The sequence below is a fragment of the Chlamydia caviae GPIC genome (genome assembly GCF_000007605.1).
Taxonomy (GTDB): Bacteria; Chlamydiota; Chlamydiia; order Chlamydiales; family Chlamydiaceae; genus Chlamydia; species Chlamydia caviae.
The window spans coordinates 828,543-850,266 of sequence record NC_003361.3; the positions used below are offsets into that span (position 1 = coordinate 828,543).

The window sequence follows — 21,724 nt, forward strand, 5'->3', positions numbered from 1 at the left end:
AATACATTTTCTTAGACGATAAATGAGGATTCAGGCAAAATTTTTTGTAAAATAAAAATAAGTTAGCCAAATGCTTACTTATAAGATCTCTCCCTCATCTATCTCTGGAAGTGTTGACGTTCCTCCGTCGAAGTCTCATACTTTACGAGCGATTTTCTGGGCTTCGCTATCTCGAGGCACATCAACAATAAACAATCCTCTCGAGTCTCCTGATTCAGAAGCAATGATTCAAGCTTGCAAGCAATTAGGAGCCAAGATTTATAAAAAATCTTCGTCTCTTGAAATTACAGGCACACCTCATCTTAGATTGCCAAAAGATATCGCTATTGATGCGGGAAGTTCTGGGATTGTTTTTCGTTTCTTTACTGCACTTGCAGCAATATTTTCTGAAAAAGTAACGATTACAGGATCTTCCCAATTACAAAGGCGCCCTATAGCTCCTTTAATCCGAGCTTTAGAAAATTTCGGAGCTACATTTTCCTATCAAAGAGACCCTTACACGCTACCTTTTTCTGTTTTAGGTCCTATTTCTTCAGGGTATACTGAAGTGTTAGGAGAAGATTCGCAATATGCTTCAGCACTTGCTATGGCGTGCTCGTTAGCAGAGGGGCCTTTCTCCTTCACTATAATCAATCCTAAGGAACGCCCTTGGTTTAAACTGACATTGTGGTGGCTAGAACAATTAGCCATTCCCTATTCACAATCAGAAGAGAATACATATTCATTTGTAGGAAAATCTCGACCTGAAGGATTTTCCTATACAGTTGGAGGCGATTTTAGTAGTGCAGCCTTTCTTGCTGTTGCTGCACTACTTTCTCAATCCCCACATCCTACGTACTTAAGGAATCTTAATATGCAAGATGTTCAGGGAGATAAAGAATTGTTTGTTCTCCTAAAAAAGCTAGGAGCAAATATTGTTTTTGAAAACGACATAGTGATTATTTTCCCCTCAACCATCTCTGGTGGGAACATAGATATGGATCCTTTTATTGATGCTCTTCCTATTCTTGCTGTTCTCTGTTGTTTTGCTACCTCGCCCTCACATTTATATAATGCACGAGGAGCAAAAGACAAAGAAAGCGATCGTATTGTCGCTATTACGGAAGAACTGCAAAAGATGGGTGCATGCATCCAACCCTGTCATGATGGCTTACTTATTAACCCTAGTCCTCTATATGGGGCTTCTATGTTTTCCCATAATGATCATAGAATAGCTATGGCCTTATCTATAGCAGCAATGCATGCTTCTGGAGATAGTAGTATCTCTGATACTGAGTGTGTGAAAAAAACTTTTCCAAATTTCATACAGATTCTGAATTCCTTACATGCAAATATTCAGGAGTACCATGAACCTATTTCTATGTGGACTACCGGCAGTGGGCAAGACCTTATTGGGTCGTGCCCTTGCTAACTATCTATCAATTTCTTTCTTTGATACTGATGATTTAATTGTAAGTAACTACGACAACGGGCTATATTCCTCAGCAGGTGAGATATTTCAAGCTGTTGGAGAAGAGGCGTTTGCAACTTTAGAGGTAGAGGCTTTACGCTCCTTACCCCGAGATAATAGCGTTACTGCTTTAGGTGGGGGTACCATTATGCATCAAGAAGCATATGATATAATTAAGCACAGGGGAACATTGATCTATCTTTCTCTTCCTGTTACTGAAATTTATCAACGGCTCTTGAAACGCGGCCTTCCCGAAAGATTAAAACACACGCCAAATGTAGAAGAGATTTTAAAACAACGTATAAATCGTATGCAGCGTGTAGCAAATTACAATTTTTCTCTGAATCATATAGACCTCTTTGATGAACGCTCTTTATTATCGGCATGTGAATCTCTTAATATTTTACTAAATCCATGAGAAATCGATTCGGTTCTTTATTTTCTCTGACCACGTGGGGAGAATCTCACGGCCCATCTATTGGAGTTGTTATCGACGGTTGTCCTGCAGGGCTCCTTCTCGATCCCGAAGATTTTATTCCTGCAATGTCGCGTAGATCTCCGGGAAGACCTGGAACTTCCCCTCGTAAAGAAGCAGATATCGTTCACATTCTTTCTGGAGTATATCAAGGGAAGACAACTGGAACACCGATCTCTCTTCAAATTTTCAATACTGATGTGAAGAGTGCTACATATCATCAGCAAGAGGATCGTTACCGGCCCGGTCATGGGCAGCTTGCTTATGAAAAAAAATATGGTCTTGTAGATCCTCTAGGAGGAGGAAGATCGTCTGCTAGGGAAACAGCATGCCGCGTAGCTGCAGGGGTTATCGCAGCGAAGATTCTTGCTCACTACGATATTTATTGTTTAGCTTTCCTATCCAAACTAGGAAAGGAATCTATCGAAACCTATCCAAAATTATCTAAAGAATTTGCCCAAAACATTTATAACTCGCCTTTCCTTTCGCCTCTCGACAACGACTCTATCCTCCAAACACTAACTCATCTACAAAACGAACAAGATTCTTTAGGTGGGGTAGTATCTTTCATTACTTCCCCTATTCATGAAAGTCTTGGTGAGCCGGTATTTAATAAAGTGCAGGCAGTTTTAGCTTCTGGGCTGATGAGCATTCCTGCTGCTAAGGGGTTTGAAATCGGGTTGGGATTTGCCTCTACAGATAGTTATGGGTCGGAATATATTGATCCATTTATCATTGAGAACGAAAACATCTCCATGGGATCGAATAACTGTGGAGGCTCTTTAGGAGGCATTACTGTGGGAATGCCTCTCAATGGCCGCGTAGCCTTCAAACCCACATCTTCGATTAGGAAGCCCTTTCTCACAGTAACAAAAACTGGAGAGCCGTCTATTTACGCTACGCAAAAAGAAGGTCGTCATGACCCTTGTGTAGCTATAAGAGCTGTGGCTGTTGTAGAAGCCATGGTCAATCTTGTTCTTGCTGATTTATTACTACAACAACGGTGTGCAAGGCTATGATAGAGAATTTCATTTCTGATCCTCATAATGTTAAGTTCGTGGAAAATTTCTTCAATAGCGAGTTATTTTCTTCCCTATCTACCGACTATCCGATTGTAATGATTAGCGATCACTATGTTGCTGAGGAACTTCTCCCTCCTATCCTAGATTTTATGGATAATTTGGGTTATAGGGTGATCCTGCTCACATTCCCTCCTGGAGAAAAAAATAAAACATGGGAAACTTTTATTTCCCTACAAAATCAGCTTATTGACCAAGGTGTTTCTTTAGGATCTACGATCATCGGTATCGGCGGGGGTATAATATTAGACATGGCGGGATTCTTAGCCTCTACATATTGTCGAGGAGTTCCGCTATTTTTAATCCCCACGACGCTAACAGCAATGATTGATGCAAGTATTGGAGGGAAAAACGGGATTAATCTACGAGGGTTTAAAAACCGTTTAGGGACTTTCTATCCTCCAAAAGATGTATGGATATGTCCTGAGTTTTTAGCAACATTACCTAAAAAAGAATGGCTCCATGGAATTCCTGAGGCTATAAAGCATGGATGCATTGCTGATGCCTATATATGGGAGTTTCTAGACAATTGTAGGGATAGGCTCTTTTCTTCTCAGGAAATTCTCCATGAGTTTATCAAAAGAAACTGCATGGTCAAGGCTGCTATTGTCGCTAAAGATCCTAAAGATCAGAATCTGAGAAAAACCCTCAATTTCGGTCATACGATTGCCCATGCAATAGAAACACTATCCAAAGGGCACATCTCTCATGGATTAGCGGTAAGTGTGGGAATGATGATAGAAATGAGAATTTCTCTAGAATCGGGAATTATGAAAAATCCCTATCTTATTGAACAATTAGACAACTTATTAAAATATTTCTGCTTACCTACGGCTCTTCAAGAACTAGGATCTTTGATTCCACAACACCTTCATAATGAATTTTATCATCCAGAAAATATCCTCCATACCTTAGGCTATGATAAGAAAAATCTATCCAAAAAAGCTGTAAGAATGGTCATGGTAGAACATTTAGGAAGAGCTGCTTCGTGTAATGGAGCTTATTGTGCAACACCACATACGGATATTCTTTATGAAGTTCTAAAAAGTGAATGTCATGTTGTGTGCAACAATTAGTGGTCCCTCTTTTTTTGAAGCAAAACAACAGCTTCTGCACTCATTGCCTTTCGTAGATAGTATAGAATTACGTATCGACTGTCTTTTATCTTTATCATCAGACCAGCTGAAACATTTGGTTTGCTTAGCTAAGAAACCTATCCTCACGTTGAGAAGACACGCGAGTCTATCTGAAATCGCCTGGGTAGAACGTACTATGGAATTAGCAAAATTGCAGCCTGATTATCTGGATATTGATAAGGATTTTCCTAAAGAAGCTTTAAGAAAGATCCGAAACCAATATCCTAATATCAAGATCATTTTGTCATATCATAGCCAAACTTCAGAACACGTCCCCACCCTCTATAATGAAATGCTAAAACAACAAGCGCATCATTATAAAATTGCTATTACTTCTACAAAATCTGTAGATGCGCTACGTCTTATACAGATAAAAAAACATCTTCCTGAAAATACTACAGTACTGTGCATGGGAAATGAAGGCATCGCTTCGCGTATCCTTTCACCACTAATGAAGAATGCTATCAATTATGCTTCAGGAATCCACGCTCCTAAAGTCGCTCCGGGGCAGCTTTCTATAGAAGATCTATTAGCTTATAACTATGCGAATCTCTCTTCAGAAGCACGTATCTATGGCCTCATCGGCAATCCCATAGATCGTAGTATCAGTCATCTTTCCCACAATAAGCTGTTTTCAGAACTTCATATGAAGACGAGCTACATAAAAATCCTTTTATCCTCTGCAGATCTTAAAGAATTTTTCTCTCTAACACGTGATCTTCCTTTTGGAGGACTTAGCGTAACTATGCCTTTCAAAACTGACGTTCTTGATTATATCGATGTTTTTGATCCCTCTGTAAAACATTGTCAATCTTGCAACACTCTTGTTTTCAATAAGAATAAGATCACAGGACACAATACGGATGGTTTAGGATTACTGAATCTTTTAAAACGCAAAAACATTGCCGTTCACAATACCCATGTGGGTATTGTAGGCTCCGGAGGAGCCGCAAAGGCTATAGCAACAACATTTGCTTATTCGGGAGCTTGTATTAGCATTTTTAACCGCACGGAAGAAAATGGTAAAAAACTTGCTGAGCTATGTAATGGCAATGCGTTCCCCCTAAGCTCTTTATCAGAAAAGCATGCTATAGATATTCTAATTTTATGCCTTCCTCCGCATGTAAAAATCCCTGAAATCTTCCCTCCTGTAGTTATCGATATCAATACATTGCCTAAAGAATCTCCCTATACTAGGAAAGCTAAAGCCCAAGGATGTCATGTTCTTTACGGATATGAAATGTTTGCTGAGCAAGCTCTCCTACAATTTTCCCTTTGGTTCCCTAGAAGTCTCTCCCAAGACGATAGCGAGAGATTCCGTATTAACGTAGAAAATATTGTTAACACCATGTAAAAAATCTTTCTTTTGCTTTATGCTTCTCAAAAATTTTTTCTTTGTAAGCATATGCAAAAGTACTGGTTATTTTTCTTTTTTCTCTTTCCTCTAGCTCTGTATAGCGAAACTACGCGTTATGTAGAGGTAAAATCTATTCATGAAATTGCGGGTGATATTCTTTATGATAGTAGTGACTTTTGGTTAATATTTGATCTTGATGATACTTTATTGGAAGGTGCTGAAGCATTATCACAATCGCTATGGCTACAAAAAACAATGGAAGGATTTCAACAACTGGGACTTTCTGAAAGTGAAGCTTGGGAAGCTATCTACCCTTACTGGGAAGGCTTTCAGGAAAAAGGATCTGTAAAAACTATAGAAAATGCCATGCAGCTCCTCATCACAAAAATACAAGAACAAAAGAAAACTCTCTTTGCTTATACAGAACGTAAGCTCTCTTCAAAGGACATCACCTTACAACAACTAAAAAGCTTAGAGCTAAAATTAGACAGCACGGCTCCTGCTGTTCCTAATCATCTACCCAAAGGGATTCTCTTTACTTCAGGGGTGTTATTCGGAGACGAACTTCATAAAGGGCCAGGATTACAACTGTTTCTAGATGCTATAGGCACTCTTCCTGAAAAGATCATTTATATTGATAATCGTAACGAAAATGTTTTGCGGATTGGCGAGTTATGTAAAAGCAAAAAAATTTCTTATCTAGGCGTTACCTATACAGCTCAGAAGTTTTTGCCCCCTATATATATTCCTGAAATCTCTAAGGTTCAATATACCTACTCTCAAAAACTCCTTAGCAATGAAGCTGCTGCTTTACTCCTAAGGCACCAAATGACAGAGTAGCATTGCGAAATAAATACCCTGGTTTTGCCAAAAATGATGGCATAAAAAAACTTCTTTTTTTAGACACATGACAAAGGATGGCGTATCTTTTCTTTTGGTAGTTCATGGCGTCTTTTCATTCTTCCCTATTAACCGCTCTATGTACTTTATGTACTTACGGTATATTGACGATGCCTGCTTATGGACTCGATCCTAACCACCCTAAGCATCACTATCATAAATATTCCGAACGATTGAAAAGAAGTAATGCTGAAGATTCTGCCTTTTATTTATCTTCGGCATCAGAATCCTCTGAAGACTTACGCCAAGAACCTCGTCGTCACATACTTACCCCAGTTCGCAATGTTCTAAAAGATGACCCCTGCGACGAGGGACTGTCGATCTCAAAATTGTTGCACTCGATTGAAAAAGAGACTAATTCTCAAATATCTGTGGATTTTACCATTCTCCCTCAATGGTTTTATCCTAAGAAAAGTGCCCTTGCAACAAGTGAAGAAAAGCAGCCTACTTGGCAATTTTATGTGAGTCCTAACATCTCCTGGCAACTATACAATAGTCCAACAGCAGGTGTAGGAAGTATCGATTTTTCCTATACATTAATACGTTATTGGAACAACTCTGCACAAAATGCCAACAATGCTATAGGCATTGCCGGCGAGATCAACGATTACAGCTCTCGAACCAATACGCTATCTCTGCTCACATTTTCCCAAACATTCCCTGGGGAGATGCTTACCGTTTCGTTTGGCCAATACAGCCTATATTCTATAGACGGAACTTTATACGATAACGATCAGCAATGTGGTTTCTTAAGTTACGCCCTATCGCAAAATGCTAGCGCGACATATTCCTCAGGAAGCGTGGGAGCTTATGTACAATTTACGCCTATCCCTTCTATAAATATCCAAGCTGGTTTTCAAGATGCCTATAGTATTGTAGGCTCTTCTTTTGATGTCTATAACCTCACGAAAAATCGATACAATTTCTATGGTTATTTCTCTTGGGCGCCACAAAGTTGTCTAGGTGCTGGGCAATATTCTGCATTAATCTATTCTACAAGAAATGTTCCTCAACAGCCTGTCCAAACGACAGGATGGTCGCTGAACTTCGGTCAATACCTTGGGGAAAAACTGTATGTCTTTGGAAGATGGAACGGGTCTACAGGAACAGCAGTAAACCTTAACCGTTCTCATGTTCTTGGATTAGCGTCAGCAAATCCTATTAACCGCAACCCTAAAGATCTGTTGGGAGCGGCTTGCTCAATGAGTAAAGTTAACCCTAAAGTCGTTACAGATAAAAAAATTCGCAAATATGAAACTGTAATAGAAACATTCGCAACTGTAGGATTTGGTCCTCATCTTTCCCTATCTCCAGATCTGCAAGTCTACATCCATCCAGCACGAAGACCAGATAGACGTTCTGCAACTGTTTACAGTATTCGAGCCAACTTCTTTGTCTAAAATCCTTTTCATTCTTAGGAGTTTTATATGCCTTACGGAACACGCTACCCAACACTAGCCTTCCACACAGGAGGAATAGGAGAATCCGATGACGGGATGCCTCCACAACCTTTTGAAACTTTTTGCTACGACTCTGCTCTTTTACAAGCGAAAATCGAAAATTTTAATATTGTTCCTTACACATCTGTATTACCTAAAGAACTCTTTGGGAATATTGTTCCTGTAGATCAGTGCATAAAGTTCTTCAAACATGGAGCTGTTCTCGAAGTCATCATGGCTGGTCGTGGCGCTTCTACATCAGACGGAACTCATGCGATTGCTACAGGTGTAGGGATCTGCTGGGGACAGGATAAAAATGGAGAGCTTATCGGTGGATGGGCTGCAGAATACGTAGAATTTTTCCCCACTTGGATCAACGATGAAATCGCAGAATCCCATGCGAAGATGTGGTTGAAAAAGTCTCTCCAACACGAACTAGATCTTCGCTCCGTTGTTAAACACAGCGAATTTCAATATTTCCATAATTACATCAACATTAAGCAAAAATACGGGTTCTCATTAACTGCACTAGGATTTCTCAATTTTGAGAATGCCGATCCAGCAACAATTAAGTAAGGAGAATTCATGTTTTTAAATAGGGGTAAATCTAAGAAAAATCTTGGAGCCATAGCTTTAGCAGGCATGGTAATTAGCTCTATGATTGGGGGAGGAATTTTCAGTCTTCCCCAAAATATGGCAGCATCTGCAGGAGCAGGAGCTATTATCTTAGCATGGCTCCTAACAGGCATAGGCATGTTTTTCATTGCCAATACTTTTAAAATTCTCTCCTTAGTACGCCCTGACTTAACAACAGGGATTTATATGTACAGCCGAGAAGGATTTGGCCCTTATGTAGGGTTTACTATCGGTTGGGGATACTGGTTATGCCAAATCTTTGGTAATGTCGGTTATGCCGTAATGACCATGGATGCGTTAAACTATTTCTTCCCTCCCTATTTTAAAGGTGGGAATACTATCCCTGCGATTATTGGAGGCTCTATCCTTATATGGGTCTTTAATTTTATAGTCCTTAAAGGAATCCGCCAGGCATCTTTTATCAATATTATCGGAACAGTATGTAAACTTGTTCCTCTTATTGTATTTATTATCATCACAGCATTCGCATTCAAACTTGCTATTTTCAAAACGGATTTTTGGGGAGATGCGGTTACAAAAACACAACCGGCACTAGGATCCGTAACTAGCCAGTTAAAAAGTACAATGTTAGTCACTCTATGGGCTTTCATCGGAATCGAAGGTGCTGTTGTTATGTCAGCACGTGCTAAAAGCCCTAGCGCTGTCGGGAAAGCTACTCTCCTAGGTTTCGTAGGATGCTTAACCGTGTATATCCTTTTATCTATTCTACCTTTTGGATCCCTATTCCAATATCAACTTGCTGGTATTCCCAATCCTTCAACAGCTGGGGTGTTAGGCATGCTTGTAGGAAGATGGGGAGAAATTTTAATGAACGTAGGTCTCCTTATAGCCATACTCTCTAGTTGGTTATCTTGGACTATAATTGTTGCTGAAATCCCTTATACTGCAGCAACAAATGGTACATTTCCCGAGATCTTTGCTATAGAAAATGCGCAACATTCCCCTAAACTCTCGTTATATATCACCAGCGCTCTTATGCAAATCACCATGCTTTTTGTATATTTTTCAACAAACGCATGGAATACGATGTTGAGCATTACAGGAGTGATGGTTTTACCTGCCTATTTAGCAAGTGCCGCTTTCCTTTTTCAGTTTAGCAAAAACAAAAAGTATCCAAATAAAGGCCCCGTCAAATCTTACATCGCAAAATATACAGGATTTTTTGCTGTTATTTATTCCCTTTGGTTGATCTATGCTGGAGGCTTAAATTACCTGCTTATGTCTGTCATTCTCTTGGCTTTAGGCATTCCCTTTTACATAGATGCCGGCAAGAAAAGTAAAAGAGAGAAGACATTTTTTGCAAAAAAAGAGGTTACAAAAATTATAATAATTGCTTTGTTGGCGTTATTAGCGATTTTTCTTTTTTCTACGGAGAAAATTCGTCTATAACGATCCCAATCACCCTTTGGGAGGGGCCTTCGGGTCCCTCTCATTTTTTCTTTAGTTCTCATTCTTTTTCTCTCACATTCCCTTCTGTTATTTAATGTATTATTTTCTTATTCTTAGGAGATAGAGAAGAGTTCTTAATACATCCTCGATTTCAAGGTAAACGTATGCGTATAGCAGTTTTAGGAGCAGGATATGCAGGTCTTTCCGTAACTTGGCATTTGCTACTACATTCTCAGGGAACAGCAACGATAGATCTTTTTGATCCCGTTCCTTTAGGTCATGGCGCATCGGGATTATCTTCAGGTCTCCTTCATGGTTTTACTGGAAAAAAGGCGAGTAAACCTCCCCTTGCGGACTTAGGAATTACCTCTACCCACGGCTTAATCACAGAAGCCAGCAAAGCATTAAACATCCCTATTGTTCTTTCCCGAGGGATTATCCGTCCTGCGGTAGATGACGAGCAGGCGGAAATCTTTATGAAACGCGTGGAAGAATTCCCTAATGAAGTAGAATGGTGGGAAAAGGCGCGGTGTGAAACGACAGTTCCAGGTATTGTTGCTAATTTCGGTGCCCTATTCATAAAGAACGGCGTCACCATTAATAACATTGCCTATATTAACGGTCTTTGGGATGCCTGTGCTAATCTCGGCACGCAATTTTACGATGAGCTTATAGAAAATATTCAAGATATCGAAGAGTTTTACGATCATATTATTGTCACTCCAGGAGCTAATGCTCATGCCCTCCCTGAATTGCAAAATCTTCCCATATCTAATGTAAAGGGTCAGCTTATAGAAATTTCCTGGCCTGAAGATTTAGCCATGCCGCAATTTAGCATCAATGCGCATAAATACATGGTAGCAAACACTGAGAAAAACACGTGTATCTTAGGAGCAACTTTCGAACATAACCAGCCTGAACCTGTTACTGACGAAACTATTGCTTATAATGAGATCATGCCTCCTGTTCTTTCGCTATTTCCAGCTCTTAAAGATGCCAAGATTCTCAACTATTATGCAGGAATGCGTTCATCAAGCTCTACCCGCTTACCTTTGCTTAGCAGAATAAAAGAAAACCTTTGGTTCCTAGGAGCTCTAGGATCCAAAGGTCTACTGTATCACGGCATTACCGGAGATATGCTTGCTCAAGCTGTATTAAAACAATCTACAGCTTATATAGCTAAAGAGTTCCTATTCACTCCCTAATCAGATTTTCTTTTGAGGTTTGCTTCTCTAAGTAAAAATCAAAAGAAAAATTAAAGAAGAAGGAAACGGCGGGTGTAAGAATTAGAGCTATTGGCATGACCAATACCAAGACTTCCATCAAAAACGAGCCTGTATTCATATCTGATAAACAGACTAAATGCGACATCAAATAAAACGAGTCTAAAGCTAACCAGCTACACAACGCTAAAGGTGTTGCTGCTATGACAAATCCAATAGACTGATTCAAGATATTTCCCTGAAAACAACGCAATAGCTGCATGAAGTCGATACTATCGCGATCGCTTAAAGCTGGTATGCAGAAAAATAGAGATACAAAAGCACCTAGAAATAGCAAAATCAAAGTTGTTGCCGAAAGGTAAGGAATAAAAATTAACAAGGTATGGAAGAACTTACCCACCCACGGCAAAGAACCCAAAAATACTGAGAGTAAAATTACCGTGCTTACCACAATCATGGCTATAAAAAATGGCATGGAAACAAGTAGTGATAGCCATAGGGATTTCCAATTCTTATGAAATGCTGAGGTTACCTTACATGCACTCCCTGCAGACTCCTGTTTCAACAGTGCCTGTACAATCACTCCAGAAGCACAAATAATGCTAAAAGAAGAGAAAAAAGCTCCCAATCCTAATGTTGATAGCGAAAAGCTAAGAACAAACTGTGAGCATAGTTTTAAAAATATGGCAAAAACAAAACCAAAACAGCACAAACTAGAAAAAACAAAAAGAAATCGCTGCTTATTAAAGATCTTTTTAAAAGCATTTTGACTTAATACGTCAAAAGATCGAGTCATAAATCACCCCACTAACTTGCGCTTATAACAAAGAGACACTGGCTTTTTCCTGAGAAATTTCATCCAAGGATATTTGAATCTTATTTTTTATGAAGGCATCCCAAGGCAATCCAGGAACAATCTCGTAATCCCCAGAGGGCAACATACGACATGGGAAACCAAAAATCAAATCATCAGGAATACCGTAAGGATTATAATCGGAACATACTCCACTAGAGAACCACTCTCCATCCTTCGGAAGAAAAATAGAGCGTGCAGCCTCTGCTAAAGCACGAGCAGCAGACCCTGCAGAAGATTTTCCACGAGCTTCAATTACAGCGCTTCCTCGATTTTGGATAGAGGGGAACATAATATTTTCAAGCCAATCACGGTCGCTAATAACTTCTACAGCGGGTTTTCCTGAAATTAATGCCTGAGTAAAATCAGGAACTTGTTTTGCAGAATGATTCCCCCAAACAACAACATTGGTAACTTCATCCAAAGGCACTTCTGCACGATGTGCTAACATCGTATGCATACGATTTTGATCTAAACGCAGCATAGAATGGAAATTTCTTCTATTCAATTTTGGAGCTTTATTCATAGCAATCCAACAATTGGTATTTACAGGATTGCCAACGACAAAAATCTTCGCATCACGCTTTGCACACACGTTGAGCACAGAACCTTGAAGAGAAAAAATCTCTCCGTTACGTTTTAGAAGATCCGAACGTTCCATTCCAGGGCCTCGTGGTGCCGCTCCTATGAGAAAAGCTGCGTCAATACCATCACAAGCATCTTCTAAAGACGTTGTAACACGTAGCGATTGTAAAAGAGGATAAGCACAATCATCGAGTTCCATACGGACACCGGAGAGCGCTCTTTCTAAACCTGGAAGATCATACACACGAAGATCAATGCTGCAATCACTACCAAAAACATCGCCATGAGCTAGAGCGAACAAAAAGCTATAGGCGATTTGCCCTGTTCCACCCGTCACAGCAACGCTAACCGTACGCATTAGTTTCATAATCATGCCTCACTAAAAAAATCACTATAATCTTTAAATAAAAACAAAATCAAGTGCGTCTTTTTTCGATAACCGAAAAGAATAATTCCCGGCTACAACCATATTAAGAGGCGAAATAAACAAAAGCGCTACACTCTTATCCACAATACTCCGCATCTGAATTCTATACCAAGACTTATGCTTTACTTACGTTTCTGTCAAACCCTAGTTCCCACTTAGAACCTCTATAAAAGATAAAATACCAGGGGAACTAGAGTAAAAAATTTCAAAAAATATTAACGCGCAAAAAAGATAAAAAGAAACATTTCTGTTTCTTTCAGAACAGTTATGAAACGAAAAAATGAAAAAAAAGAAAGGCTAGGAAGCTATGCGGTAGAAAATAGCTCCTCGAGCTCCTACCCAAACTCCGGTACCAGATTTGATTACCTGCTCTCCCTTACGAGTAGATAAAACACCATGAATATCTAAAAATCCTACAGAACGCACACGAATAAAAAACATAGCATTTCCATCCATCTAAGAAAATGAAAGTGCTATTGTACCACAAAAAACCATTAAAGTATTCAGGGAAAACAAGTTTTGTCTCCCCGAAATTCTGAGGAATTTTTATTTTTTAATATTGTTAAAAAGCCTTAACAAGGCTTCTGCTTCAAGAAGAGCTCCCTCTTTCTCCTGACCTTGCATAACTTGCAAAACCTGGTTTGCTAAATCTTTTCCCAGGGTAACTCCTTCCTGATCGAAGGAGTTAATTCCCCAGCAAAAGCCCTGAAAGACGATTTTATGTTCATAGAAGGCTAAAAGAGCTCCCATAGTGTAGGGAGTGAGTCTTTCAGATACAAGAAGAGAGGAAGGGCGATTTCCTCTAAAATTTTTATTCGGATTAGTATTTTCCCGTCCTTTTGCTAAGGCTATGGACTGCGCTACCATATTAGCAAAGAGCTTTTGAGAAGAACTCGATCCGGCGATAACGATATCTTTCCCTCTTTGGTTTTCTTGAAAACCAATGAATTCTATAGGCACAATATCGCTACCTTGATGAAGGCACTGGAAAAAGGAGTGCTGGCTATTTGTTCCCACCTCACCCCAAAGAATAGGGCTTGTGGCAAAGCCTATCACCTCTCCGGTTTGGGCAACACTCTTTCCATTAGATTCCATACCACACTGCTGTAAATGCGCAGGGAAATACTCTAATCCTGTAGCATAGGGAACCACAGCAGAGGTGGGATAACGTAAGAAATTACGATTCCAAATCCCTAACATTGCCGATAATAAAGGAAGATTTTCGCTCATACGAGGTTCTAAAGCAGCGAGATCCATAGATGCTGCGCCTTCAAGGAGCTGTAAAAACACATCAAATCCATAGGCAAAGCCTAAAACAACCCCGCCAACCATAGATGTTGAGGAATAGCGGCCTCCGATACTATCCCAAATATGGAAAACTTCAAGATATTTACTTGTATCATCCATAGGGCTACCCTCGCAGGTAACAGCAATAAAATGATCTTGAAAATGCAATCCTTGTTTTAAGAAATGATCTGCTAATAATTCTTCATTAACAGCAGTCTCTAATGTAGTACCTGATTTTGATACCGTAACAACCAAAGTTTTTGCGCAATCGATTTCTTGTAAAACCTCTGCAGCATTATCAGGATCCACATTGGAGACAAAATATACTTTTTTATCTGAAGGGCAACAGCCTTTTAAAGCCCAGTGCAAAGCTTTAGGACCGAGTTCTGACCCCCCAATCCCAATTTGTACAATCGTTGTAAAAACATCCCTATAGCGATTGAGAAAGTCCTTTAAACGTTGAGCTTCGATTTTTGATCTTAAAGAAATGTCTTCAGCATTACCTTGTAAAGGGCTTTCCTTAACCCATGCACGTGTCGCCGTATGCAAAGCAGGTCGCGATTCACTAGGAAAATTCTCGATATAGTTGACAACTTCTCCGTTTTGCATTGCCTGCATAGATTCTATAAGGCCACGTTCAGAAGCTAAATCCTCTAATGCAGATAAAATTCCCTCATCGACACGCTCCGTAGCGTAACTTAATGTAAAGCCCTCTACAGACAAGGAAAACCTTTCTATACGCTCTTTAGAAATTACTCCTGGGGCTGTTAAATCTATAGGTGCCACAGCCAAATCTTGTAATATCTTTGTTGAGGAGCTATCTAAAAAGCCTTTTTTATTCATCGTCTACCTCGTTCTAGCTTAAAAACTACCTAAATATCTATACTGAAAACTAACCAGCCGAAGTTAATTTTTATGACCTCAGCCCAGTTTTGCGATGTTATTCTCGAACAATTTATTCTTTTTCTCTCTGTAGATCGCGGTCTTTGCCGCAACTCTATTTCTGCGTATTGTCAGGACATTACCCTATTCCTAAAAATAAACGCCATTACATCAACCGAAGAAATTTCCCAAGATAGCGTGTATCTGTTTGTTCAGCAGCTACATAAACGCAAAGAAGCTGAATCTACTTTAGCGCGTCGCCTGATTGCCTTAAAAGTATTTTTCCGATTTCTTAAAGAAGCAAAGCTTCTTGATCATCCTCCTCTTATTGAACATCCGAAAATTTGGAAACGCCTTCCTTCTGTTTTAACTCCGAAAGAAGTCGATGCCCTTTTATCTGCTGCCCAACAATCTAAAACCTCTCCTATAATCTCTGCTCGAGATACTGCTATTCTCCTTACCCTCTATTCCACAGGGATTCGCGTATCCGAACTTTGCGACTTATGTATTAGTGACGTTAGTGATGATTTTCTACGAGTTACAGGGAAGGGCTCCAAAACACGCCTTGTTCCCCTAGGAAAAGTCGCCTGCAAGGCTATTGACGCCTATCTATGCCCATTTCGAGAAACCTTCCAAAAGCTCCACCCGGAAGAACATCATCTATTTCTTTCCGTACGCGGCCATAGATTAGAACGCTCTTGTGTATGGAGAAGAATCCACTACTACGCAAAGCAGGTAACCCATAAACGCGTCTCCCCGCATTCTCTAAGGCATGCCTTTGCTACGCATCTATTAGATAACAAGGCTGACCTCAGGATCATTCAAGAGATGCTCGGGCATGCCCGCATTGCCTCTACAGAAATCTATACACACGTAGCTGCAGATACGTTAATGGAAAACTTCCTCTCCTACCACCCGAGAAATCCTTAATCGCAATGATAGAAAAAAGTACCGTCTTCAAAGCGAGAATAGCAATCTTCGTTACCCCGGGATGCTCCAGTGTACTCCCCGTAAGTCTGTGGGTAATAGTATTCATACTCATAAGGATAATAGAAGCTATAGGGGACGTGACCAGTTGACTCTTGGAAGTGTAATTCCGATACAGGTACGGCCTTGACTAAGGATGTACATCCCGAAGCAAGGAAACTTTCCGCAAAAGCCACAGAAAAACAACAACTTAGAGAATAAGTGAGAACTAGAAGCATTTTCTTCATAAAATTCCTCAAAAAAAATCTAAAACTCTAGATTTTATTTTACTATGAACAGGAATTTAATGATTGTCTTAGAAAAGCTATATTGAAATGCCCAGGATAGGACTTGAACCTACATGCCGCGAAGCACTGGATCCTAAATCCAGCGTGTCTACCAATTTCACCACCTGGGCAGAAAAAGATTCTATGATGGTTAGCAGACTCATTTTGGTTCCTATTGCTGTTTTTGTAAATAGAAAATCCTCATATTCTTCAGCATTCTCTCCTACCGCCTAACCCTTTTATAATCAAACTTGCAGGAAAATGGGGTTTTATATAATTTTCATCGCTTCTACATCCCCATAATTTATTCGTGCGAAAATTAGTATGAACACTCCCCTGCCTTCAGCAGTTCCCTCTACCAACATGACGTTAAAGGAAGATGCCTCCTCTTCATCCTCAGCATCAACATCTTCCAGTATTTTAAAGACTGCAGCAGGAGATGTTGCGCTTTCCGTATTCACTTCCGAAGGAACCACACCAGCTTCCTTAAACTCTCTAGTTGCTCTTGCCCTTGCGCAAATTTCTGCAGCTTCTGGAGAAAATGCCAATCCTTTACAAGATTGTGCTCATAATCTTGTCTTCCTTTCTCCAGAAACTATTGAAGTTGAAATACTCATCTCTGATCTTCTTCAAACTTTAGAGACTACAGATCTTATAAACACACAGGAAGAGTCCTCAAGTTTAGGAAAACAAGAACAGCGCCTTCCTCAAGAAGGATGCAAACCACAGGATTTAGCACCAAGATCTACAATAGATTCGTACGGCACACCGAAAGCATTACAACAACCTGCCGTGAAACTCGCTGTCCGCTATTCTTCTGCAAAGGCTCCTGATTCTCGGCCTTATACAAGTTCCTCCTCACCGCAGCATACTTCGGGACAATTTGCCCAACGTGCTGCCCAGGCGCCAGGAATACTGCAACACTCCCAAACAAAAAAAGATGGAGAGCAAATTTCTTCTCAATCTCACAATTCCTTTATTGCGGAGAAAAAAGAACAGCAGATTTTCACCACAAAGTCTCAAGAATCTCAGCAGGATCGTGAAAACCGAGATCAAAAACAAGATCGCCAACATGATGGCCAACATCAAGATGATGATGATGATCAGCAAAAAGGTAGGGGGAAAAAATATAAATCAAAGACTTCTGCCGAAGCAGTTCCTGCTGATCTCTCCGTAGCGCATCTACGCTATCTTAATGAGGTACGCCAATCTCGAGAAATTCATGTTGAGGAAGAAAAAACATTTAAGAAGAAAGCGCAATCTCCGATGGCACTTTTTTCTGCTCCAACTCCTCCAGCAGGATTTACCCCAATTCCTACTCCAAAGATTGAAAACGTATTCATACGTTTTATGAAACTTATGGAAAGGATTCTGGGACAGGCCGAAGCCGAAGCCCAAGAATTATATCTTCGCGTTAAAGAGCGTACCGATAATGTAGACACATTAATGCTGCTCATTTCTAAAATTAACTCTGAAAAAGGTGCTATTGACTGGCGAGATGATTCAGAAATGAAAGCTCTCGTGGATCAAGCAAAAAAACTGGGTGTAACGATAACAGATACTCTGCAATGGTCTGAAGAAGAGAAAAAACTTCTAAAAGAAAATATTCAGATGCGTAAAGAAAACCTGGAAAAAATCACCCAGCTTGAACGAACAGACATGCAAAGGCATCTTCAAGAAGTCTCACAATGTCACCAAGCACGCTCCAACGCCTTGAAACTTCTCAAAGAACTCATGGATACCTTTATTTACAATTTGCGTCCGTAATGTCATACTTAGCTTATTTATTAGAAAAAATAGCCTCCTCAAGTAAAGAAGATTACCCCTTTCCAGATGATTTGGAGAGTTATCTATCAGGATATTTCCCAAGCAAAGAATTCCCATTAGATACATACCAGAAAATCTTCAAAATCTCTGCAGAAGAATTAGAACGTGTTTATAAAGAAGGTTACAACGCTTACCTAAATCGAGAATATCAAGAAAGTAGTAAAACTTTTCGTTGGTTAGTCTTCTTTAATCCTTTTGTTTCTAAATTCTGGTTTTCTTTAGGAGCCTCTCTCCATATGAGCCAGCTTTATCCTCAAGCTTTACATGCTTATGCGGTAACGGCAATATTACGAGATAAAGACCCCTATCCTCACTATTATGCCTATATCTGTTACACTCTCATGGACCAACAAGAAGAGGCAAGCAAGGCTTTAGAAGCTGCGTGGGAACGAGCAAAACATCATAGCGCTTACCAAGAACTAAAAGCTGAAATCTTGGATATAAAAAACCACGCATAATCCCATAACTTTAGGGAACTGACTATGTCTTCTTGGCTCGCACAATCTACCGAGATTCTCTTAAATCAACAGCCTTACATTCCCGATAGTCCTAAGCAATCTGAAGCGCTATCAGATATAAAATATTCAATCACACTAGCTCCAGAATCTTTAGGAAAATCTCTAAAACTCTTTTCCGAGACACTGACGAAAACAGTATTCACAAAAAATGAAGGGAAGACTGTTTTGAATAAACAGCTGACTCTCGCGAGCGCTAGAGAGAAAATCTTACACTTTGGAAGTTCTTTAGCATCGCAATTACCAAAGAAAGCACAGTCGTCATCATCTTCTTCACCATGGAATCTTTTTTCGCAAAAAAATTCCAAAGAATCGATGCAAGCTCTTCTTAAAGATTTAATCATGCCGAAGACTCAGGAAAAGGCACCTGAAAAGAGCTCTCGCGCCGATGCATCTCTATTCATGCCTAAACCTAAACAATCTGAAGAACAACCAAAAACCCAACGTAATTTAGAAAGAACTGAGATCTTCCGTGAATCTACAGAAGATTTGGGACATAAAATGCTGCCTGAGGAGGAATCTCTTTCTTCTCGGAATGCTGATCTGCGCAGCAAAGAAGAAGAACGTCCTACTCTAAAATCGCCCCTAGGAAAATACAGTAAAGGATTATCACAAGATGAGCATCCAGGAAAACAGCAGCATCAAGAATGTTTCTTTAAAAAATTCAAAAAAAACCACAAAACGCGAGCAGCTTCTGTTGTTCCTGTTATTAGCCCTCCTTCTCTTGGTGTATTTACCTTAAGTTACCTTTTGACAAAACAAGGAATACTTTCAGATTTTTCTGCCTACGCATCCTATAAAGATTGTGTAGAAACGACCCAGAAGGAATTAGAAGCAACACATGCAGAACGCATAACACAACTCCAAAAATACATAGAAAAGGAGGCACAAGCAAAGCGTTGGGGCTCAATAATGACCGTTATAGAATGGATCCTCCCATGGATTTCTGTAGGGACATCTGCCACTCTCGTCATTATGGGTGGAGGTCTTTTCTGCTGGTTAGGTTTAATCGGTGCTCTCATTATGCTAGTACTGACTTTACTAGATACTTTAAATGGCTGGGAAAAAATTGAAAAACTTCTTCCAGGAAAGAACAAACAGAAAAAACAACAGATATTGAAAACAATACAAATCTCTCTTTATATCATAGCCACATTACTCTTGCTTGTCTCTTTAAAGACGGAAGGCCTCGGATTTTCTAAACTCACAGAAGGCATCATGAGTGGAATCGGCCCCGCTGTAGAAGGAGCTTTAGGTCTTATACGTGGATGTATGCTTTGGATACAATCACGGCTATCGAAAATCAAAGCCAGGTATTTAACTCTTGAAGCAAAAATAGAGTTATTAAATTTTGAGAGGGATGATCACGTCGCTCGCACTCAAGAACTCATAGAAAGCATTCATGATTCTTTAGAAAATCTCGGACGCGTGTTACAGTTGTGTAGAGAAATAGATAGAACGTTTCTGGAAGCCCTAAGGTAAATTCTTTTTAAGGAATGTCATGACAGCATCTTGTTCAACAACAACGATTACAACTTCGGAGAATGCCGAACTTGATTTGATAATGACCGAATCAGGATCCGAAGCATCTTCAACAACAGATGCTAAGGTAACCGTTCCTGATTGTTGCCAAATGGCTATTTTACGTTCCATGTCCGATGCTTGTTTAAACTTATTAAATCAATCAGGTTCGGTATTTTCACAACTTCCTTCACAAAATAAACCTGCGCCCTCAGAAACCTTAATGGCAAAAAATGGTATGCTGATGAAATCTTCATCTCTACCGAATCTGTCATCACAAAAATCTCTGGATACATTTTCCTCAGCTGATAAGAATCCAGCTTTACGACAAACTAACCAACTCTCCTCGTCTTTTTCTTCTGTAAAAGAACAAAAAGCACAAGCAAGTATGGGATTTTCCTCTTGCTTAGCTCCTAAAGACGAAAGTGCCGTAACAAAAACAACAACAGTGATCTTAAACCTACCAGAATCTAAAGATGATGGTTATGGGGAAAAACCATCCCTTACCTTATGCAAAACGCAAGTTGAAGTGCAAACTTATGACAAGCAAACCATAAAAGAGCACAGCTCGAAAGATACTGGGAGAACTTCTGAAGACGCTGAAAAATCTGCACCATCTTTACCAAAACCTTCCACATCTTCTCTCAGTCCTATGGCGCTATTCAGCCATGTACAAAAAGAGATTGCAGAACCACGTTTCAATGCAAAATCTCAAGAAAAAGAAGAAGGAAAAGGAGAGCACGGAGAACAGGGACAACAAGACCAAGAGCAACAACATCATAAACAGAAAAAAGATTTCGCTATTGAAAAACTTTCTAATCAGATGGCTGCTCACTATACGCAATCTCCTAGCTTGCCTGATGAAATTATTGAATTTGCTCTTACGGAAGCACAGCTAAGCTCTTTACTGCACATGCGTGTATCCAATCTAGATGTCCTTAGAATCTGCGCAGAAATTATGAAGCTGATGTTAAATAGCAGAGAACAAGAGAATCTTGCTCGTTTAGAAGCTAGGAAGCATCTTTTGGAAAAAGCTAGGGAGCTGATTGAAAGTTACGAAAGTCAAGCTAAGATGGCGCAGTGGTTGGGAATTGCCACAGCAACTTTAGGAATCATAGGAGCGGCTTCTCCACTCCTTGGAGAGATCTCTGGAAAACGTATTTTAGGATTCGTTCAAAAACATACAGGATTATGGAAAGAAGCAACAGCACGAACATTCTTTAAAAGTGCTGGTAAAATTTGTACTTCCCTATCGCAGCTTACAGAGACCTCATCAAAAATTTATGAGCTGAAAGAAACTGCGTCACGAACATTTGCAGAAAACTATAAAGAAATATTCCGTATAGAACATGACGAAATCACCCGTTCTATCGAAGAGGTAAAGGACCACTGGAAAAATATGGATAATTTCTTACTACAAATACTACAAACAGAACACGATGCTGTTCGCAGCCTTTATCAATAGAGGG

General features: G+C 39.8%; 20 protein-coding genes and 1 tRNA gene. 15 read left to right on the plus strand and 6 right to left on the minus strand.

Annotated features, from left to right (window positions below):
• The first annotated feature begins 70 nt into the window (after window positions 1-70).
• The 10 genes from aroA to CCA_RS03670 all read left to right on the plus strand — a co-directional run bounded on the left by aroA (window position 71) and on the right by CCA_RS03670 (window position 11,087).
• The gene (gene aroA, locus CCA_RS03625) at window positions 71-1,411 is read left to right on the plus strand and encodes a 3-phosphoshikimate 1-carboxyvinyltransferase (RefSeq protein WP_011006678.1); all 1,341 of its coding nucleotides are present in this window, start codon (window positions 71-73) and stop codon (window positions 1,409-1,411) included.
• Window positions 1,347-1,868 carry a shikimate kinase gene (locus CCA_RS03630; RefSeq protein WP_011006679.1) on the plus strand — a complete coding sequence of 174 codons (522 nt, stop codon included), beginning with the start codon at window positions 1,347-1,349 and terminating at the stop codon, window positions 1,866-1,868. The genes aroA and CCA_RS03630 overlap by 65 nt, the downstream gene beginning before the upstream one ends.
• Window positions 1,865-2,944, plus strand: a complete 1,080-nt coding sequence (gene aroC / locus CCA_RS03635) for a chorismate synthase (protein ID WP_011006680.1) — start codon at window positions 1,865-1,867, stop codon at window positions 2,942-2,944. The genes CCA_RS03630 and aroC overlap by 4 nt, the downstream gene beginning before the upstream one ends.
• Window positions 2,941-4,080, plus strand: a complete 1,140-nt coding sequence (gene aroB / locus CCA_RS03640) for a 3-dehydroquinate synthase (RefSeq protein WP_011006681.1) — start codon at window positions 2,941-2,943, stop codon at window positions 4,078-4,080. Before aroC ends, aroB begins: the two co-directional genes overlap by 4 nt.
• A complete protein-coding gene (locus tag CCA_RS03645; protein ID WP_011006682.1) occupies window positions 4,061-5,494 on the plus strand; it encodes a bifunctional 3-dehydroquinate dehydratase/shikimate dehydrogenase in 1,434 nt (477 codons plus the stop codon). Before aroB ends, CCA_RS03645 begins: the two co-directional genes overlap by 20 nt.
• A gap of 51 nt (window positions 5,495-5,545) precedes the next feature.
• Window positions 5,546-6,337 carry a DUF2608 domain-containing protein gene (locus CCA_RS03650; protein ID WP_011006683.1) on the plus strand — a complete coding sequence of 264 codons (792 nt, stop codon included), beginning with the start codon at window positions 5,546-5,548 and terminating at the stop codon, window positions 6,335-6,337.
• 104 nt (window positions 6,338-6,441) lie between these two features.
• A complete protein-coding gene (locus CCA_RS03655) occupies window positions 6,442-7,797 on the plus strand; it encodes a carbohydrate porin (RefSeq protein WP_011006684.1) in 1,356 nt (451 codons plus the stop codon).
• 27 nt (window positions 7,798-7,824) lie between these two features.
• Window positions 7,825-8,412, plus strand: a complete 588-nt coding sequence (locus tag CCA_RS03660; RefSeq protein WP_011006685.1) for a pyruvoyl-dependent arginine decarboxylase — start codon at window positions 7,825-7,827, stop codon at window positions 8,410-8,412.
• Window positions 8,413-8,421: 9 nt separating this feature from the next.
• Entirely contained in the window at window positions 8,422-9,882 is a 1,461-nt protein-coding gene (locus tag CCA_RS03665; protein WP_011006686.1) for an amino acid permease, read from the plus strand.
• A gap of 164 nt (window positions 9,883-10,046) precedes the next feature.
• Window positions 10,047-11,087: an FAD-dependent oxidoreductase gene (locus CCA_RS03670; protein WP_011006687.1), complete on the plus strand. Its 1,041-nt coding sequence runs from the start codon at window positions 10,047-10,049 to the stop codon at window positions 11,085-11,087.
• Here CCA_RS03670 and CCA_RS03675 read toward each other — a convergent pair.
• The 4 genes from CCA_RS03675 to CCA_RS03690 all read right to left on the minus strand — a co-directional run bounded on the left by CCA_RS03675 (window position 11,077) and on the right by CCA_RS03690 (window position 15,100).
• The gene (locus tag CCA_RS03675) at window positions 11,077-11,901 is read right to left on the minus strand and encodes a hypothetical protein (protein ID WP_011006688.1); all 825 of its coding nucleotides are present in this window, start codon (window positions 11,899-11,901) and stop codon (window positions 11,077-11,079) included. The genes CCA_RS03670 and CCA_RS03675 overlap by 11 nt on opposite strands.
• Before the next feature lie 22 nt (window positions 11,902-11,923).
• Window positions 11,924-12,910, minus strand: a complete 987-nt coding sequence (locus CCA_RS03680; RefSeq protein WP_041462226.1) for a malate dehydrogenase — start codon at window positions 12,908-12,910, stop codon at window positions 11,924-11,926.
• A gap of 357 nt (window positions 12,911-13,267) precedes the next feature.
• Window positions 13,268-13,411 carry a protein LtuA gene (ltuA, locus tag CCA_RS05330; RefSeq protein ID WP_011006690.1) on the minus strand — a complete coding sequence of 48 codons (144 nt, stop codon included), beginning with the start codon at window positions 13,409-13,411 and terminating at the stop codon, window positions 13,268-13,270.
• Window positions 13,412-13,516: 105 nt separating this feature from the next.
• Window positions 13,517-15,100: a glucose-6-phosphate isomerase gene (locus tag CCA_RS03690; protein ID WP_011006691.1), complete on the minus strand. Its 1,584-nt coding sequence runs from the start codon at window positions 15,098-15,100 to the stop codon at window positions 13,517-13,519.
• Between the two features lie 72 nt (window positions 15,101-15,172).
• Here CCA_RS03690 and CCA_RS03695 point away from each other — a divergent pair, with 72 nt between their 5' ends.
• Window positions 15,173-16,069 (plus strand): site-specific tyrosine recombinase XerD, encoded by an 897-nt coding sequence (locus CCA_RS03695; RefSeq protein ID WP_011006692.1) that lies wholly within the window; start codon window positions 15,173-15,175, stop codon window positions 16,067-16,069.
• Here the strand turns inward: CCA_RS03695 and CCA_RS03700 are convergent.
• Together CCA_RS03700 and CCA_RS03705 are read right to left on the minus strand one after the other, a co-directional pair.
• Window positions 16,066-16,353 carry a hypothetical protein gene (locus CCA_RS03700; RefSeq protein ID WP_011006693.1) on the minus strand — a complete coding sequence of 96 codons (288 nt, stop codon included), beginning with the start codon at window positions 16,351-16,353 and terminating at the stop codon, window positions 16,066-16,068. The two genes, CCA_RS03695 and CCA_RS03700, sit on opposite strands and share 4 nt — an antisense overlap.
• 88 nt (window positions 16,354-16,441) lie before the next feature.
• Window positions 16,442-16,523: transfer RNA gene (locus tag CCA_RS03705), tRNA-Leu, on the minus strand.
• A gap of 193 nt (window positions 16,524-16,716) precedes the next feature.
• On the opposite strand from CCA_RS03705, the gene CCA_RS03710 reads away from it, so the two are divergent.
• The 4 genes from CCA_RS03710 to CCA_RS03725 are packed head-to-tail and all read left to right on the plus strand — an operon-like array spanning window position 16,717 to window position 21,720.
• Entirely contained in the window at window positions 16,717-18,159 is a 1,443-nt protein-coding gene (locus CCA_RS03710) for a hypothetical protein (protein ID WP_011006694.1), read from the plus strand.
• A complete protein-coding gene (locus CCA_RS03715; protein ID WP_011006695.1) occupies window positions 18,159-18,677 on the plus strand; it encodes a SycD/LcrH family type III secretion system chaperone in 519 nt (172 codons plus the stop codon). Before CCA_RS03710 ends, CCA_RS03715 begins: the two co-directional genes overlap by 1 nt.
• Window positions 18,678-18,701: 24 nt before the next feature.
• On the plus strand, window positions 18,702-20,216 hold the full coding sequence (locus CCA_RS03720; RefSeq protein ID WP_011006696.1) for a hypothetical protein: 1,515 nt from the start codon (window positions 18,702-18,704) through the stop codon (window positions 20,214-20,216).
• 19 nt (window positions 20,217-20,235) lie between these two features.
• A complete protein-coding gene (locus CCA_RS03725; protein WP_011006697.1) occupies window positions 20,236-21,720 on the plus strand; it encodes a CarD family transcriptional regulator in 1,485 nt (494 codons plus the stop codon).
• The last annotated feature ends 4 nt before the right edge of the window (window positions 21,721-21,724 follow it).

Excerpts from the sequence above, each read along its gene's own strand:
- aroA (WP_011006678.1), top strand. The coding sequence starts at position 71 with ATGCTTACTTATAAGATCTCTCCCTCATCTATCTCTGGAAGTGTTGAC.
- CCA_RS03630 (WP_011006679.1), top strand. The coding sequence starts at position 1,347 with ATGAACCTATTTCTATGTGGACTACCGGCAGTGGGCAAGACCTTATTG.
- aroC (WP_011006680.1), top strand. The coding sequence starts at position 1,865 with ATGAGAAATCGATTCGGTTCTTTATTTTCTCTGACCACGTGGGGAGAA.
- aroB (WP_011006681.1), top strand. The coding sequence starts at position 2,941 with ATGATAGAGAATTTCATTTCTGATCCTCATAATGTTAAGTTCGTGGAA.
- CCA_RS03645 (WP_011006682.1), top strand. The coding sequence starts at position 4,061 with ATGTTGTGTGCAACAATTAGTGGTCCCTCTTTTTTTGAAGCAAAACAA.
- CCA_RS03650 (WP_011006683.1), top strand. The coding sequence starts at position 5,546 with ATGCAAAAGTACTGGTTATTTTTCTTTTTTCTCTTTCCTCTAGCTCTG.
- CCA_RS03655 (WP_011006684.1), top strand. The coding sequence starts at position 6,442 with ATGGCGTCTTTTCATTCTTCCCTATTAACCGCTCTATGTACTTTATGT.
- CCA_RS03660 (WP_011006685.1), top strand. The coding sequence starts at position 7,825 with ATGCCTTACGGAACACGCTACCCAACACTAGCCTTCCACACAGGAGGA.
- CCA_RS03665 (WP_011006686.1), top strand. The coding sequence starts at position 8,422 with ATGTTTTTAAATAGGGGTAAATCTAAGAAAAATCTTGGAGCCATAGCT.
- CCA_RS03670 (WP_011006687.1), top strand. The coding sequence starts at position 10,047 with ATGCGTATAGCAGTTTTAGGAGCAGGATATGCAGGTCTTTCCGTAACT.
- CCA_RS03675 (WP_011006688.1), bottom strand. The coding sequence starts at position 11,901 with ATGACTCGATCTTTTGACGTATTAAGTCAAAATGCTTTTAAAAAGATC.
- CCA_RS03680 (WP_041462226.1), bottom strand. The coding sequence starts at position 12,910 with ATGAAACTAATGCGTACGGTTAGCGTTGCTGTGACGGGTGGAACAGGG.
- ltuA (WP_011006690.1), bottom strand. The coding sequence starts at position 13,411 with ATGTTTTTTATTCGTGTGCGTTCTGTAGGATTTTTAGATATTCATGGT.
- CCA_RS03690 (WP_011006691.1), bottom strand. The coding sequence starts at position 15,100 with ATGAATAAAAAAGGCTTTTTAGATAGCTCCTCAACAAAGATATTACAA.
- CCA_RS03695 (WP_011006692.1), top strand. The coding sequence starts at position 15,173 with ATGACCTCAGCCCAGTTTTGCGATGTTATTCTCGAACAATTTATTCTT.
- CCA_RS03700 (WP_011006693.1), bottom strand. The coding sequence starts at position 16,353 with ATGAAGAAAATGCTTCTAGTTCTCACTTATTCTCTAAGTTGTTGTTTT.
- CCA_RS03710 (WP_011006694.1), top strand. The coding sequence starts at position 16,717 with ATGAACACTCCCCTGCCTTCAGCAGTTCCCTCTACCAACATGACGTTA.
- CCA_RS03715 (WP_011006695.1), top strand. The coding sequence starts at position 18,159 with ATGTCATACTTAGCTTATTTATTAGAAAAAATAGCCTCCTCAAGTAAA.
- CCA_RS03720 (WP_011006696.1), top strand. The coding sequence starts at position 18,702 with ATGTCTTCTTGGCTCGCACAATCTACCGAGATTCTCTTAAATCAACAG.
- CCA_RS03725 (WP_011006697.1), top strand. The coding sequence starts at position 20,236 with ATGACAGCATCTTGTTCAACAACAACGATTACAACTTCGGAGAATGCC.